At 59.8% G+C, this 13665-nt stretch carries 17 protein-coding genes; 13 read left to right on the top strand and 4 right to left on the bottom strand.

The window, feature by feature from the left end; all coding sequences use genetic code 11:
- Nucleotides 1-74: 74 nt before the first annotated feature.
- The 7 genes from ACI5GA_RS12025 to argH all read left to right on the top strand — a co-directional run bounded on the left by ACI5GA_RS12025 (nt 75) and on the right by argH (nt 5221).
- Entirely contained in the window at nt 75-350 is a 276-nt protein-coding gene (locus ACI5GA_RS12025) for a DUF2282 domain-containing protein (protein WP_421422863.1), read from the top strand.
- A complete protein-coding gene (locus ACI5GA_RS12020) occupies nt 350-790 on the top strand; it encodes a DoxX family protein (RefSeq protein ID WP_421422862.1) in 441 nt (146 codons plus the stop codon). Before ACI5GA_RS12025 ends, ACI5GA_RS12020 begins: the two co-directional genes overlap by 1 nt.
- 62 nt (nt 791-852) lie before the next feature.
- Nucleotides 853-1629, top strand: a complete 777-nt coding sequence (locus ACI5GA_RS12015) for an alpha/beta fold hydrolase (protein ID WP_421422861.1) — start codon at nt 853-855, stop codon at nt 1627-1629.
- A 53-nt stretch (nt 1630-1682) separates the two neighbouring features.
- A complete protein-coding gene (locus tag ACI5GA_RS12010) occupies nt 1683-1964 on the top strand; it encodes a hypothetical protein (protein ID WP_404633811.1) in 282 nt (93 codons plus the stop codon).
- Between the two features lie 74 nt (nt 1965-2038).
- A complete protein-coding gene (locus tag ACI5GA_RS12005; protein ID WP_421422860.1) occupies nt 2039-2881 on the top strand; it encodes a DUF692 domain-containing protein in 843 nt (280 codons plus the stop codon).
- Complete coding sequence (locus tag ACI5GA_RS12000) at nt 2878-3630, top strand: putative DNA-binding domain-containing protein (protein WP_421422859.1); 753 nt, start codon at nt 2878-2880, stop codon at nt 3628-3630. The genes ACI5GA_RS12005 and ACI5GA_RS12000 overlap by 4 nt, the downstream gene beginning before the upstream one ends.
- A 163-nt stretch (nt 3631-3793) precedes the next feature.
- Nucleotides 3794-5221: an argininosuccinate lyase gene (gene argH, locus ACI5GA_RS11995; protein ID WP_404633805.1), complete on the top strand. Its 1428-nt coding sequence runs from the start codon at nt 3794-3796 to the stop codon at nt 5219-5221.
- Nucleotides 5222-5507: 286 nt separating this feature from the next.
- On the opposite strand, the gene ACI5GA_RS11990 is transcribed toward argH, so the two are convergent.
- Both ACI5GA_RS11990 and ACI5GA_RS11985 read right to left on the bottom strand, forming a co-directional pair.
- Nucleotides 5508-6542 (bottom strand): alpha/beta hydrolase fold domain-containing protein, encoded by a 1035-nt coding sequence (locus ACI5GA_RS11990; protein WP_404633803.1) that lies wholly within the window; start codon nt 6540-6542, stop codon nt 5508-5510.
- A gap of 221 nt (nt 6543-6763) precedes the next feature.
- Nucleotides 6764-7036 carry a YebG family protein gene (locus ACI5GA_RS11985; protein WP_404633801.1) on the bottom strand — a complete coding sequence of 91 codons (273 nt, stop codon included), beginning with the start codon at nt 7034-7036 and terminating at the stop codon, nt 6764-6766.
- A gap of 274 nt (nt 7037-7310) precedes the next feature.
- Between ACI5GA_RS11985 and ACI5GA_RS11980 the strand changes: the two genes are divergently transcribed.
- Complete coding sequence (locus ACI5GA_RS11980; protein ID WP_404633799.1) at nt 7311-7748, top strand: phosphate-starvation-inducible protein PsiE; 438 nt, start codon at nt 7311-7313, stop codon at nt 7746-7748.
- Nucleotides 7749-7858: 110 nt separating this feature from the next.
- On the opposite strand, the gene ACI5GA_RS11975 is transcribed toward ACI5GA_RS11980, so the two are convergent.
- Together ACI5GA_RS11975 and ACI5GA_RS11970 are read right to left on the bottom strand one after the other, a co-directional pair.
- Nucleotides 7859-8191 (bottom strand): DUF3509 domain-containing protein, encoded by a 333-nt coding sequence (locus ACI5GA_RS11975; protein ID WP_404633797.1) that lies wholly within the window; start codon nt 8189-8191, stop codon nt 7859-7861.
- A gap of 459 nt (nt 8192-8650) precedes the next feature.
- Nucleotides 8651-9070, bottom strand: a complete 420-nt coding sequence (locus ACI5GA_RS11970; RefSeq protein ID WP_404633795.1) for an HPF/RaiA family ribosome-associated protein — start codon at nt 9068-9070, stop codon at nt 8651-8653.
- A 470-nt stretch (nt 9071-9540) separates the two neighbouring features.
- On the opposite strand from ACI5GA_RS11970, the gene ACI5GA_RS11965 reads away from it, so the two are divergent.
- The 5 genes from ACI5GA_RS11965 to ACI5GA_RS11945 are packed head-to-tail and all read left to right on the top strand — an operon-like array spanning nt 9541 to nt 13471.
- Nucleotides 9541-9888 carry a DUF3649 domain-containing protein gene (locus ACI5GA_RS11965; RefSeq protein ID WP_421425473.1) on the top strand — a complete coding sequence of 116 codons (348 nt, stop codon included), beginning with the start codon at nt 9541-9543 and terminating at the stop codon, nt 9886-9888.
- Entirely contained in the window at nt 9885-11531 is a 1647-nt protein-coding gene (locus ACI5GA_RS11960) for a PepSY-associated TM helix domain-containing protein (protein WP_421422858.1), read from the top strand. The genes ACI5GA_RS11965 and ACI5GA_RS11960 overlap by 4 nt, the downstream gene beginning before the upstream one ends.
- Entirely contained in the window at nt 11531-11863 is a 333-nt protein-coding gene (locus ACI5GA_RS11955; RefSeq protein WP_421422857.1) for a DUF3325 domain-containing protein, read from the top strand. Before ACI5GA_RS11960 ends, ACI5GA_RS11955 begins: the two co-directional genes overlap by 1 nt.
- A 7-nt stretch (nt 11864-11870) precedes the next feature.
- Nucleotides 11871-12479: an RNA polymerase sigma factor gene (locus ACI5GA_RS11950; protein ID WP_421422855.1), complete on the top strand. Its 609-nt coding sequence runs from the start codon at nt 11871-11873 to the stop codon at nt 12477-12479.
- Nucleotides 12476-13471 (top strand): FecR family protein, encoded by a 996-nt coding sequence (locus ACI5GA_RS11945; protein ID WP_421422854.1) that lies wholly within the window; start codon nt 12476-12478, stop codon nt 13469-13471. The genes ACI5GA_RS11950 and ACI5GA_RS11945 overlap by 4 nt, the downstream gene beginning before the upstream one ends.
- Nucleotides 13472-13665: the final 194 nt, after the last annotated feature.

The raw sequence follows: 13665 nt of genomic DNA, 5'->3' as shown, positions 1-13665 counted from the left end.
GCTGCCGGTTTCAACGTTGAGACCTGGCAAGGATGCCGGATTCGGTCCCCATTCCGAACGAGCAGGAGTTACACATGAATCGCAAATACGCTGCCCTCGCTGCAACCCTCGCGCTGTCCCTGACGGCACTGGCCGGTACGGCTTCCGCTGCCGATCAGGTAACCCCCAAAGAGAAGTGTTACGGCGTGTCGCTGGCTGGGCAAAACGATTGCGCAGCGGGCCCTGGCACTTCGTGCGCGGCCACTGCGTCTGCGGATTATCAGGGGGACGCCTGGGTGCTGGTCGACAAAGGCACCTGCACCTCGATCAAGACACCCAAGGGCTACGGCTCGCTGACGGAACAGAAGTGATGCGCGGCTCGATGCTGGCGCCTTCGCTGCGGGCGGCGACGCCCAGTGCGTTGCTGCTGGTCGCGCGGGTCGGGATCGCGGCAGTGTTCTTCCTGTCGGGCCGTACCAAGGTCTCCGGCTGGTTGACCCTCAAGCCATCGACCCTGCAACTGTTCCAGTACGAGTACGCGTTGCCCGTTTTACCAACGGACGTGGCGGCATATCTGGCGACCTATGCAGAGCACTTGTTTCCGATCCTGCTGGTATTGGGACTCGTCACCCGACCGGCCGCCGCAGCGCTGCTGGCCATGACGGCAGTGATCGAGTTTTTCGTGTACCCGAACGCGTGGCCGACGCACCTGACCTGGGCGGGCTTGCTGCTGCCGCTGGTGGTGTACGGCGCCGGTCGCTGGTCACTGGATGAGTTGTTCTTTGGCCGGTTTCGCACCGCCCGTCGTTGACGTTTTCGTTCAACCGAACCCTTGAAACCTGAGTGGGGCCGCACCGGCCCCTGGAGAGTCATATGCGTGCTGTTTCCAAACTTGCCCTGGGCATCATGGCGGTTGCTGCGCCGATCTGGGCATCCGCTGCCACACCTGCGGCTGCACCGGTTCCGGCCATTGGGGCAAAAAACATCGTGATCGTTCACGGTTCCTTCGTCGATGGCTCGGGTTGGCGTGTCGTGCACGACATCCTGATTCACAAGGGCTACAAGGTCACTGTGGTGCAGCAGCCCGCCACCAACCTGGACGCAGATGTCGCCGCGACCCGGGAAATCCTCGATCAACAAGTCGGTCCGGTGGTGCTGGTCGGGCACAGTTCCGGCGGCGGCGTGATCAGCGCAGCGGGTGTGCGCGACAAGGTCAAGGTGCTGGTGTACGTCGCCGCGCTGCAACCGGAAGTCGGTGAAAGCATGGGCCAGTTGATTGCCTCGATGCCGTCGCCCAGCGATGACGTGCGCCCGACTCGCGACGGCCACCTGTTCTTTGATCGCAGCAAATTCGGCACTGATTTCGCCGGTGACCTCACCAGCAATCGCACCGACTTCATGGCGGCTTCCCAACCGGCCGCGACCGCCGCCACTTTCGGCACCCAGGCCTGGGCGGCCGCGTGGCACAACAAACCGAGCTACGGAATCGTTGCCACCGAAGACCACGCTTTGAGCCCTGATCTGCAGCGCTGGATGTACCAGCGTGCCGGTTCGAAAGTCACGGAAATCAAGGCCAGCCACGCCGTTTACATCTCGCAGCCTGAGGCCGTGGCCAAGGTCATCGAAGACGCCGCTCTGGCCGTCAAGTAATCCCGTTTTCACCCAAACGAATCACCTCAAAAACGCAATTGGAGAACACCCGCATGACCACTTCCAGCAAATCCCGTTTCAGCCTCGCTACCGCTGCTGCCCTGATCGCACTGGCCTCGGCGTCCTTCAGTGTTGCCGCTTCGGCCGCCGATGCGGACGCCGACGCCAACAAGCCGGGCCGCTGCTACGGCGTTAACAGCTGCAAGGGCGAAAGCCTGTGTGCCACGGCCAAGCACGACTGCAAAGGCCTGAACACTTGCAAGGGCGAGGGCGTGATCGTCAAGACCAAGGCCGAATGCCTGAAAGCGGGCGGCACCTTGACCGAGCCTAAATAAGTGAGCACGGGCCTGTCAGTTTAAGCGGCAGGCCCGTTATTGATTCCGCATGCAAGAGCAACGAGGGACAGACGATGTCAGCGGTTTTTTCAGGTTATGGGCTGGGGTTGCGCCGAGAACACTATCGCGATTTTCTTGGAACTGACGTGCCGGTGGATTTCGTCGAGGTCATCTCGGAAAACTTCATGATTGAAGGCGGACAGCCGCGCCACATTCTGCGTCAGGTGCGCGAACGTCATCCGGTGGTGTTACACGGTGTTTCGATGTCGATCGGTTCGGCGGACGGGCTGAATCCTGAATACCTCAAGCGCCTGCGCGCTCTGGTGGACGAAATCGAGCCGTTGTTTGTGTCCGACCATCTGAGCTGGTCGCGGATTGGCGGCTTCAACTCCCACGATCTGCTGCCCGTGCCGTACACCTGGGAAGCGCTGGAGCGGGTGTGCGCGAATATTTCCCGAGCGCAGGATGCACTGGGCCGTACGATGCTGTTCGAAAATCCGTCCAGTTACCTGAGCTTTCCCGACGCGGCGATGAGCGAGTGGGAATTCATTGCCGAGATGTCCCGACGCACCGGCTGCGAACTGCTGCTGGACGTCAACAACGTGTTCGTCAGCGCCAGCAACCATGGCTTCGATCCGCTGGCATTTCTCGACGGCGTTCCTGCCGAGCGCGTGCGGCAGATCCACTTGGCGGGCCACAGCCAGGGTCCCGATTTGCTGATCGACACCCACGATAGTCCGGTGTGTCCGGATGTCTGGCAGTTGTACGCCAAGGCCATTTCGCTTCTGGGGCCGGTGGCAACCATGATTGAGCGCGACGACGACATTCCGCCGTTGGCCGATTTGCTTGACGAGCTGTCCACCGCCCGTCATCTGGGCGTGGCCGAAACCCGTCGTCGCATGGGGGATGTGGCATGACACTGGCTCAGATGCAGCGCGATTTTCAATCCTGGCTGGTCGATGCGTCCGAAGATGCCGCCGATCGTCTGAGCTGTCACGACGCCGCAGGGCTGGCGGTCTACCAGAACAACTACCGTGCGCAATTGGTGAGTTGCCTGGAGCACGCTTTCCCGCAATTGCGCCAATGGCTGGGCCAGGACGAGTTTCGCCAGACCGCCATCGCCCACATCGACGGCCATCCGCCTCATGCCTGGACCCTCGATGCGTATGCCGAGTCGTTTGGCGAGACGTTGGGCAGGCGTTTTCCCGACAACCCCGATGTGCACGAATTAGCGTGGATCGAGCAGGCCTTGGGTGAGGCGTTCGTGGCCCGTGATGCCGAACCGCTGGCGCTGGACGCGCTGGCGACACTCGATTGGGACCACGCTCACTTGCGTTTCACCCCGTCGCTGCGTGTGTATACGATGACCACCAACGTCGAGGCGATCTGGTCGGCACTGTGCGAAGAACGCACGCCACCGGAGAGCGAAATGCTGGCTGAGGCAGGCGGACTGGTGGTCTGGCGGCGACAGTTCACTTCACGTCTGCGAGAGGTCGATGCACTGGAGTACGCCGCCTTGGTTCAGCTTCAGGACGACGCCAGCTTCATGGGCTTGTGTGAAAGGCTCGTTGCCCGGCTTGGGGAAGAGGAGGGCGTGGCCAAAGCGGGTGCGCTGCTGGCGAACTGGTTAGGCAGCGAGCTGATTGTCGGCGTCGAAGAGGCGTGAGGCGCTGCTCGATGGGCTTGACCGGTCCGGCAGGTTTCCAGTTTGCGTAAGTAGACTTGCCATTTGAAACATTTGCCCCCCTTTTGAATTTTCCTAGGATCCCTCTCCGGTGATCGATTCAACGTTCGCGATTTCGCACTCAACGTGACAACGGAGAAGGTAAATGTCTGATGCTACCGAGCGCCTGTGGGGGGCGCGGTTCAAGTCTGGCCCGGCTGAAGCCATGGCCAATCTTTCACGCTCACCCTCTGCGTACTTTCGTCTGACGCCCTACGACGTGGCCGGGTCTAAGGCTCACGCCAACGAGTTGCAACGCGCAGGCCTGCTCGATGCGGGCGAAACCCGACGTATCATCGAGGCGTTGTCGTCCATCGACGCTGACTTCGCCGCCGGCAAGGTCCAGCCCATTGCGGCGGACGAGGACGTGCACACCTTCATCGAGCGTTTGTTGACCGAACGTCTCGGCGCATTGGGCGGCAAGCTGCGCGCCGGTCGCTCACGCAATGACCAGTCCGCCAACGACCTGCGCTTGTACCTGCGCGATCAGGTGCGCCGCTTGACCCTGGCCATTCTTGAGCTGCAAAAAGCGCTAGTCGGGCAGGCCGAGCAACACCTCCACACCATCGCGCCGGGCTTCACCCACTTGCAGCAGGCGCAGCCCATCGTCTTCGCTCACCATCTGATGGCTCACGCCCAGGCGATTCATCGCGACATTCAGCGGCTACAGGATTTCGACAAGCGTTTCAGCCTGTCACCGTTGGGCGCGGCGGCGTTGGCAGGCTCGGCGATTGCGCGCGATCTGCAACAGTCAGCGGCTGAAATGGGTTACGCCGGGCCGTGCGAAAACTCCATTGATGCGGTCGCCAGTCGTGACCACGTTGCGGAGTTTCTGTTTTGCAGCAGCATGCTGGGCATCAACATTTCGCGCATGGCCGAGGAATTCTGTCTGTGGACCTCGCGGCAGTTTCGCTGGGTCGAGCTAGACGACGGCTACGCCACCGGCAGCTCGATCATGCCGCAGAAAAAGAACCCTGATATCGCTGAACTGGCGCGGGGCAAGTCGGGGCGCATCATCGGTTCGCTGACCGCCATTCTGGCGGTGCTCAAGGCCCAGCCGCTTTCTTATAACCGCGACTTGAGCGAAGACAAACACGCGGTCATCGACACGCTGGAAACCTTGCATTTGGTGCTTCCAGCGTTCGCGGGTATGGTCGCGACGATGAAAGTGCGTAAAGACGAGATGCTGCGCCAGGCGCCGTTGGGTTTTACGTTGGCGACCGAAGTGGCGGACTGGCTGGCGATGCGCGGCGTGCCCTTCAAGGAAGCCCATGAGATTACCGGGCAGTTGGTGCAATTGTGCGAAGCGCAAGACATCGGACTGGAACAGCTCACCCCCGAGATGCTGGCTCGCACCGATGCGCGGCTGACGCCAGACGTGCTCGATTGCCTGACACTCGAAGCGGCGTTGGCCGCGCGCAGCGGCTGGGGCGGCACCTCCCCGGTTCGCGTGGCCGAACAGATCGAGCGGTTCAAGGCGCAGTTGCAAGTGCAGGAGAAATGGGCGCTGGCGTACGCCGGGCCAAGGGGGTGATTTTCGGTGGGCGCCCATTGCAAAGAGTAGCCACTGTCAGGACGCCATTCCTTCGGGAGCTTCTATGTTGGCTGGGCAACTGCTTTCGCCAGCAAGCCGGCGCCCACAAAGGCTGCATGGGATTCAGATCTTTTGTCCGATGCTGAATCTGTGGGAGCCACCTTGGTGGCGAAGGCAGTCCGTCAGTCAGCTCATCCGTGGCTGGCCAACGGGTGGCGAATGCAAAAAACAAAAGCCCGCGAAGGATCAGAAGATCACTTCGCGGGCTTTTTCGTTACCGGATGGATCAGTTCAGGTGAGCTTTCAGTTCACCGGCCGCCTGACGCATCGCAGCCTTGACCTCTGGAATGTTGGCCAGTGGGTTCAGCAGGCCGTAGTCGTGAACCATGCCGTTGTAGCGCACGGCGGTCACATCGACACCGGCGGCATCCAGTTTGCGGGCATAAGCCTCGCCTTCGTCACGCAGCACGTCCAGTGCAGCGGTCTGTACCAGAGCAGGTGGCAAGCCTTTCAGTTGCTCGGTGGTTGCACGCAGTGGCGAGGCGTAAATCTCGGCGCGCTGTTTGGCGTCGGTGGTGTAGCTGTCCCAGAACCACGTCATCATGTTTTTGGTCAGGAAGTGGCCTTCCGCATACGCCTGATACGAACCGGTGTCGAAGTTGGCGTCCGTCACAGGCCACAGCAGCAACTGGAAGCGCAGTTTCGGTGTGCCTTGCTCCTTCGCTTTCAGAGCCACGACCGCCGCCATGTTGCCACCGACGCTGTTACCCGCTACAGCCAGACGCGAGCTGTCGACGTTGATCTCTTTACCATGTTCAGCGACCCATTTCGTTGCCGCGTACGCCTGATTGATCGCAGTCGGGTAGTGCGCTTCAGGCGATGGGGTGTAATCCACGTAGACCGCCACCGCACCGGAACCGACCACCAGATCACGGATCAGACGGGCATGAGTCGGGTAGTCGCCCAGTACCCAGCCGCCGCCGTGGAAGAACATGAACACTGGCAGCTCACCCTTGACCCCGGCTGGACGCACGATGGTCAGTTTGATGTCCTGGCCGTCAGCCTTGATCACTTTGTCGCTGACCTGAATGCCCGACATGTCCACTTTCACCGAGTTCTGCGCGCCGGTCAGAACGGCCCGAGCGTCTTTAGGGCTCAGTTGTTCCAGTGGGCGACCACCGCCAGCGGCCAGCGCATTCAGAAACGCTTGGGTCTGGTGCTCAGGCACTGCGGTTTCAGCGGCGAAAGCGCTGCCGATGGACAGGGCGAGAACGGTGGCGGTTACGGCTTTCTTGATGGTTTTCAGAGTGCGAGTAGTCATTTTCATGTTCCTTCGGATTCGATTGGGTCTTTAAATTTGGGTCGCCACTGTCAGCGTCGTCGCTGTGTCTTGGCTGGCTTGGGAGTAAATTTACGGACTTGTCGATGATGAAACAATTTAGCTAAATAGAGACTCATTGTTTCTATTTTGGGGACGATTACTGTCACTGTTATTCGCCCATAAAAAAACCTCCCGAGGGAGGTCGTTTTGAAGGGGGCAAATCAGCTCTCGCTGTCGACCTCTCCAGGATTGGAAAGCTCGTTCAGGGCCGTGGCGTTGTTCTTGAACGCTGCCGCGAACACGGCGCGGTTCTTGGCCATGTAAATACTCGCGTCTTCTGCATGCTTTTCGGACAGACCCGGCACGTTCTTCATCAGCACGTCGGTGAGGAGCTCGGCCAGCTCAAGCATTTGATCATGCGCATCGGCGAGTTTGCGGTCCACGAACGTAGTCTCCAAATCGCGGGTACTGCGGTAAAGGGTTTCAACAGCCATTTTGGCCTCGTCGTTGTATGCAGTGGTGAGGTTGGCCCTGCGAGGCGGGGCCTGGTGGCCAACAGTAAAACCATTGTGGTTACTGTGTATTTATACAGTGCGCAGCATAAGGGAATCGACGCAGTCTGAATAGTGGCAATTCACATTCATTTTCAACGCCAATGCCGTGACTTGCGACAACCGGTCACGTTCTCAACCCTAGCCGATGGCTTTATTAATGCAGCGAAAATGCAGTTCTTTTGACGAAACGACCAGTTGTGGGGAGTGAAAACGGATGAAATGGGCAGACCGGATGCGTATCAGGCTACATGCCGGAGCGAACAGTCTCGGCAACCTTGGGGTGGAGCTGTTTCACTACCTTGCCCTGTTCGGCATCGGCGCCATTACCGTCTATGCGGGTATTACAGCGTTCGTCGAAATGCTTCATCAGGACAAAATCAGCGTTGACGATATTTTGCTGCTGTTCATCTACCTGGAATTGCTGGCGATGAGCGGCATCTACTTCCGCACCAATCACATGCCCCTCAGGTTTCTGTTGTACATCGGGGTAACGGCGTTGATCCGTCTGCTGATCAGTGATGTGTCGCACCACAAGTCGCCAGATGAGGGCATTCTTTATCTGACGGGGGGCGTGGTGCTGCTTTCTGTGTCAATCCTGGTCGTGCGGTACGCCTCTGCCCGGTTTCCTTCGGTCAAAGAAAAGGCTGATTGACGGGGCCGACGTTAGAAATCTTGAGAGGGCTGCGAAGGGGAGGCGATTCATTGAGTCGCCTCCTTTCGTTTCGCGTCATGTGGGGAGCATTCGGTTTAGAGGGCTGATGTTCAGATGCCGACGTTCAACTGTGGGCGATTGATGAACGCTTCGTTGCGCGCCGGTGGCGGGGCCAGTTGTTTGAGGTCGCCATCGGTCATGGCGGCGAGAATTTTGATCGCGCTGTGACCCTGTTCGATTGCAATGCCGAATTGCACGCTTTCGATCAAGCGACGCAGACGTTTGGGTGAATTGCGTTGCTCGGGGCTGATCAAGCGTTTGGCGACCACGCCTGACTCGTTGGAGAGCGTCAGCATGATGGTGCCGTCGAGGCCCTGGATACTCAAATTGACCCGGTAGTCTGGGTGAAACGCATCAGTGATCTGTTGAAAAGGATTGTCCATGGCCTGATACCTGATTATCGATCTGCATAAGTTGACTTGGGGTTAGTCCCTTTAGTTCTTGACGCTGGATGGACGGTAGCAGTCGATCTGCATCGGGTGTATGAGTCAGCGGCCCGTCGAGCCATGAAAAGCGGGGCCTGCAGAGGTGGAGGCTCGACGCATTGATACTTGCAGGGTTCGGGCCATTTGGGACAAATGGCGCTTTTAAAAGGATCACGAATCCTTTCAGCGATAAAACTGCGAAGTGGTTTGTTGTTTTGGATTAATGCTTTAGTGCTAGCCAGATGCCGCCTTGGTAGCGGGTGAGCACCATTACTGCGCTGGCTGCCTGATTTGTGTGCGCGTTTGCGCTCCTACAGGGATCACGAGTCTGTTATCGCAGGACACAAAAAAGGGCGGGCCTGTCTCCACAGGCCCGCCCTTGTTGTTTGGATCAGTCGCTGAGGTCAGCCAGCCAAATCAGCCGTGCCGTGCCTGATCATTTTCGAGGAATTCTTCCTGTAGCAGGGCGTCGGGGTCTTCCGTAGTGCGGCTGCGGGCGTTGCTGATGGCGTACACACCACCGCGTTTGCTGCGCAGTTTGCCGAACAGGTGATCCAGCGCGTGATCGAGTTTCAGCGCGGCACCGTCTACGGCCTGATCCAGCGAATCGGCCTTGTGGGTCACGGAAATGGGTTGGTGTCCTTTTGGCCGGGCTTCCATCTGGCAGCGGATGTCATGCGGGCCGGGCTTGTCGCCGTTTTCGTCGCGGATGTGAACTTCGACGCGGGTGAGGTCTTCTTCGTAGCGGTCGAGCGTGCTTTCAACGGTGGTTCGTACCCACTCCTCCAGTCGGATGCTGCTTTCGATGTGGTTATCGCTGTTGACCTGGATTTGCATAGTTCTTCCCTTACTTTGGCTTGCTCGGGCTTGCGCTTGCTAGCGAGGGATTCGACGAAGGTGGATTTTCGTCTGCCCTCACGCACAGTGTTGGCGCCGATCGAAAAACAATTCAACCCCCAAACGAAAGAAATATTTCATTGCAGAAATCTTTTTGCAGCATCGCACGCGCCGTTGTAAGGGGGCTGGTCCCGCAGTCAGCTGCGCGGCCGTGGTGAAAGACGTCGAAGCCGGACAGCAGCGGACTCGACTCGTCGAGCACGTAAACGTCGTCGAGATGAGCCAATAAATGCTAGGGATTCGGTCAGACTCTTTTGCATATGAGAATATTTATCATTAATATTGCATTCTTTTGTTTGCAGGCTACGGACCGGGCCTGTCCGCTTGTTTGATTTCAAGAAGATCACCGCCATGCCGATTCGCTCAAGCTGCTGCGAAAACACCTGCGCTACCCTCGGGATTCGCCCGTGATGGAGGCTGCATCGGTGAGCGCGCCCGTGTCCGAGAAGCGGGCAAAGTGTGCGAAAAAGCGCGGCGGCGTTTGCTTGCGCCTGCGTTTGGCGGTGGCCTCTCGCGTGGCCGCTGCCTTGATCGGCGGTTACCTGCTGGCTGCATTGGCCAGTGTGTGCATGGCGCAATTTCTGCCGCTGCCTCGCGCTGAAGCAGCAGTATTGTCGATGACCCTGTCGTTTCTGGTTTATCTGCCCGCGGTGCTCTGGTGTTTTGCCTGCCGCACGGCGTGGCGTGCCTGGTACGGCCTGTTGTTGCCCTGCGCGGTGCTCGGTGCGGTTTACGCCAGTGCGAGGTGGCTGCTGTGAAAGAGGGCTTCCGTCAGGCGATGGCCTGGTTGCACACTTGGGCCGGGCTGGTATTTGGCTGGCTGCTGTTTGCGATTTTTCTGACCGGCACGCTTTCGTACTTCAAGAATGAAATCACCCAATGGACTCAGCCGGAAATCGTGCCCCATGAGGTCTCGGCAGCGGACAGCGTCAATCGGGCGCAGAACTGGCTGCAACAGAATGCCGCTGACGCCAAACGCTGGTTCATCCGTTTGCCGGACGAACGCACCCCAGAGCTGGGTGTGAGCTGGACCACCGCGAAAGGCGCTTTTGAAGACAAATCGCTCGACTCGCTGACCGGCGCTCCGGTTCAAGCCCGCGAAAGCATGGGTGGCGAGTTCTTCTACCGTTTCCACTTCCAGTTGCAGATGCCCTATCCCTGGGGCCGCTGGCTGGCGTCGCTGGCCGCGATGGTGATGTTCGTCGCGCTGATCAGCGGCATCATCACCCACAAGAAAATCTTCAAGGAGTTCTTCACCTTCCGCCCGCGCAAAGGCCAGCGCACCTGGCTGGACGGCCATAACGCGGTGGCGGTGCTGGTGTTGCCGTTTCACTTGATGATCACCTACAGCAGCCTGGTGATTTTCATGACGATGATTATGCCGGTGAGCATTCTCACGACGTATGGCAATAACACGCAGGGTTTTTTCGAGGATCTGTTTCCGGCGTTCAAGACCGTGCCTGCCGCCGCTGAGCGGGCGCCTATGGCACCGATCGCGCCGATGTTCGACATCGCCGCAGACAAATGGCCCGGCAGTCGCGTCGGCCTGATCACCGTGAACAATCCGGGCAGCGCCAGTGCGTCGGTCACGCTGACGCGCCATGGCGCCGATCACATCCCAAATGAGCCAGGCACCGTGCTGGTGTTCGATGGCGTCAGCGGCGCGCTGAAAGATCAGAGCACCATGAGCGCGGCTTCACTGCTGCTGGCCGGTGGGCTTTACGGATTGCACATGGGGCATTTCGCGGGGCCGTTGCTGCGCTGGTTATATTTCTTCGCGGGCATCGGCGGCACGGCGATGATCGGTACAGGGCTGGTGATTTGGCTGGGCAAACGCAAGCTCAAGCACGCCAAATCCGGAGTCATGCCCTTTGAGTTGCGGCTGGTGGAAGCATTGAACGTGTCCAGCATGTCGGGGTTGATGTTGGCGATCATCAGTTTCTTCTGGGCCAATCGGTTGTTGCCGATGAGTTTTGCCGCGCGCAGCGACTGGGAAGTGAAGGTGTTTTTCTACGTGTGGGGCGCGGCGTTGCTGCATGGCTTTGCGCGGGTGTTTTTCCGCGACGGTCGCACCGCGTGGCGCGAGCAACTGACCCTCGCCGCGTTGCTGTATTGCGCGCTGCCGATTCTGGACATGCTGACGGCAGGCAGTTATCTGCTGGCGTCGTTGAAACAGGGGTACATGACCTTGGCAGCGCTGGATGTGACGGCGTTGGCGACGGGGATTTTCCTGGCGTGGGGCGCGTTCAGGTTTCGTGGGGAGGGCAAAATCGCTATCGCGAGCAAGCTCACTCCTACAGGTTCGCGTCGTATGAAAGACAGTGTCCTGGCCCAAAACTGTAGGAGTGAGCTTGCTCGCGATGGCGTCAGTCCTACTGCTGAAGCCCGGGAGGCCAACTGATGTTTCTGGCCACCTTGCTCTGCTACGTCGGTTTCACGGCCCTGTGCCTGTCGATGAGCCGCCACTATGAGGATATTGTGGGCGGCGCGTTGTCCGACTCACGTGGCAAATGGCTGAGGCTGGTCGGCTGGGTCGCGCTGCTGGCGTCGCTTTGGATCGCCAGGGTGTCGCTCAGTATCGGGCAGGCGCTGGTGCAATGGTCCGCTGCGCTGATGGTCAGCGCGGTGGTGCTGGTTTTTGTGATGTCTTACTGGCCAAGGCTGGCCTTGTCGTTGGCAGGAATCGGCGTGCTTCTCGTGCCGGTCGCTGCTTGCATTCAACTTCTGGCCTGAGCCTGACATGATCGACCTCACCCCTCCGACCTCGACCTCGACCTCTGTCGACGCCGACCCCGATGCTCCGAAGGCGGCACGCGCACATTTTCTGAAAGTGTTCCTCTCGCAACGCCCGCAAATGGAAGCGCTGGTGAGTCGCCGTGTGGGCTGTCGTGCGACGGCAGCGGATCTGGTGCAGGACCTGTTCGTCAGGTTCTGGCGGCGTCCGCTGGTGCAGGTCGAAGAACTCAACACGTACTTGCTGCGCTGCGCGGGCAATATCGCCATTGATCATTTGCGCACCGAAGGTACACGTGCGCGCCTCAATGAAGAGCTGATGCCGGACGAGCATGATCTGCGCAATGACGAGCCGCAGGCTGCCGTCAAGGTCAGCAACGATCTGCGCCATATCGAAGCGGCGCTGCGTGGGCTGCCCGAGAAGACGCGGCAGATTTTTCTGCTTAATCGCATTCACGGGCGCAAGTACGGCGAGATCGCCAAGGCCATGGGGCTTTCGCAAAGCGCGGTGGAAAAACATATGATGCGCGCCTTGCAAGCCTGCAAGGCGAGTCTGGGTCAGGACGCCGCGCGGGTGATTCCCTTTCGTGCGAAGTCCGAGGACGTTCGTCGATGAAAGCGCCGACGGACCCGATCCCGATGATAAGCCCCGAACAACACGATGCCGCCTTGCGCTGGCTGAGCTTGCTGCATGACGAACCGAGCGCGGCTGATCAGGCGCGTTTCAGCCGCTGGTTGCAGGCCGATCCGGCCCATGCCGAGGCGTATGCGCAGGCCCAGGTGATCTGGGAGATGAGCGAAGAGCCCGCCGCGAAACTGGCAGCCGAAGAGTCGGCGTCCCTCGACGCGTTGCTCAAAGCCATGGACGCGTCACCAAAGCGCTCCCTGCCTCGATGGGGGGCGGCGCTGGCGATGGCGGCGTGTCTGGTGATGATGATTGGCGTGGGGCTGGGCTGGCAGCCGCAGCGCTGGATCGACGACGTGGGCGCGGATTACGTGTCCGCGCCGGGGCAGGTGCGCACCGTGACTCTGGCGGATGACTCCCAAGTGACCCTCGACGCCGACAGCGCCATTGCCGTGAACTTCGCCAACGGCGAGCGCCACGTGCAGTTGCGTCGAGGCGCGGCGTTCTTTCAGGTCACCCATACCGGTGAGCCGTTCGTGGTCGATGGCGGGCAGGGTGAAACCCGCGTGCTGGGCACCCAGTTCGAAGTGCGTCTGCAGCCTCAAGGGGCACAGGTCACGGTGCTGTCCGGGCGCGTGGGCGTGACGGCGGGCGCTGATCTGCCGCAACAGATTCTCACGGCGGGGCAGCGGGTCAGCTATGACCAGACCCACACCACCGATCCGCAGCCCGTCGACAGCGAAAACCAGTTGGCCTGGCGTCAGGGTTGGCTGAATTACTACCGCACACCGCTGGCGGATGTGATCAACGACCTGAGCCGTTATTACCCAGGTCGCATCGTGGTGCTCAACGATCAACTCGCGGCGAAGAAGGTCAGCGGCAGTTTCCCCAGCAAAGATCCGGTGGCGGTGCTGGCCGCGTTGAAATCGGTGGTGGGGTTTGAGCAGTACGAAGCGCTGGGGCGGGTGATTGTCATCCGTTAAGTGATTGCGGTGGATGGCTGATTTGTGGGAGACGGCCGGGCAGCGCTCCGTTTGCTGGCGAACGCAGCGTGTCAGTCAACGTTTATGCTGCTGACATAACGCCTTCGCCAGCAACCCGGCTCCCACCGTGATACGTGTTGAACCCTGGATTTGTGATTGACGCTGATTCTGTGGGAGCCGCCTTGGTGCGGGCG

It is taken from the genome of Pseudomonas sp. Pseu.R1 (assembly GCF_045764065.1).
Classification (GTDB): Bacteria; Pseudomonadota; Gammaproteobacteria; order Pseudomonadales; family Pseudomonadaceae; genus Aquipseudomonas.
This window is presented reverse-complemented; position numbering and strand designations above follow the sequence as displayed.

Coding starts and splice junctions, on each gene's coding strand:
- ACI5GA_RS12025 (WP_421422863.1), top strand. CDS start 75: ATGAATCGCAAATACGCTGCCCTCGCTGCAACCCTCGCGCTGTCCCTG.
- ACI5GA_RS12020 (WP_421422862.1), top strand. CDS start 350: ATGCGCGGCTCGATGCTGGCGCCTTCGCTGCGGGCGGCGACGCCCAGT.
- ACI5GA_RS12015 (WP_421422861.1), top strand. CDS start 853: ATGCGTGCTGTTTCCAAACTTGCCCTGGGCATCATGGCGGTTGCTGCG.
- ACI5GA_RS12010 (WP_404633811.1), top strand. CDS start 1,683: ATGACCACTTCCAGCAAATCCCGTTTCAGCCTCGCTACCGCTGCTGCC.
- ACI5GA_RS12005 (WP_421422860.1), top strand. CDS start 2,039: ATGTCAGCGGTTTTTTCAGGTTATGGGCTGGGGTTGCGCCGAGAACAC.
- ACI5GA_RS12000 (WP_421422859.1), top strand. CDS start 2,878: ATGACACTGGCTCAGATGCAGCGCGATTTTCAATCCTGGCTGGTCGAT.
- argH (WP_404633805.1), top strand. CDS start 3,794: ATGTCTGATGCTACCGAGCGCCTGTGGGGGGCGCGGTTCAAGTCTGGC.
- ACI5GA_RS11990 (WP_404633803.1), bottom strand. CDS start 6,542: ATGACTACTCGCACTCTGAAAACCATCAAGAAAGCCGTAACCGCCACC.
- ACI5GA_RS11985 (WP_404633801.1), bottom strand. CDS start 7,036: ATGGCTGTTGAAACCCTTTACCGCAGTACCCGCGATTTGGAGACTACG.
- ACI5GA_RS11980 (WP_404633799.1), top strand. CDS start 7,311: ATGAAATGGGCAGACCGGATGCGTATCAGGCTACATGCCGGAGCGAAC.
- ACI5GA_RS11975 (WP_404633797.1), bottom strand. CDS start 8,191: ATGGACAATCCTTTTCAACAGATCACTGATGCGTTTCACCCAGACTAC.
- ACI5GA_RS11970 (WP_404633795.1), bottom strand. CDS start 9,070: ATGCAAATCCAGGTCAACAGCGATAACCACATCGAAAGCAGCATCCGA.
- ACI5GA_RS11965 (WP_421425473.1), top strand. CDS start 9,541: ATGGAGGCTGCATCGGTGAGCGCGCCCGTGTCCGAGAAGCGGGCAAAG.
- ACI5GA_RS11955 (WP_421422857.1), top strand. CDS start 11,531: ATGTTTCTGGCCACCTTGCTCTGCTACGTCGGTTTCACGGCCCTGTGC.
- ACI5GA_RS11950 (WP_421422855.1), top strand. CDS start 11,871: ATGATCGACCTCACCCCTCCGACCTCGACCTCGACCTCTGTCGACGCC.
- ACI5GA_RS11945 (WP_421422854.1), top strand. CDS start 12,476: ATGAAAGCGCCGACGGACCCGATCCCGATGATAAGCCCCGAACAACAC.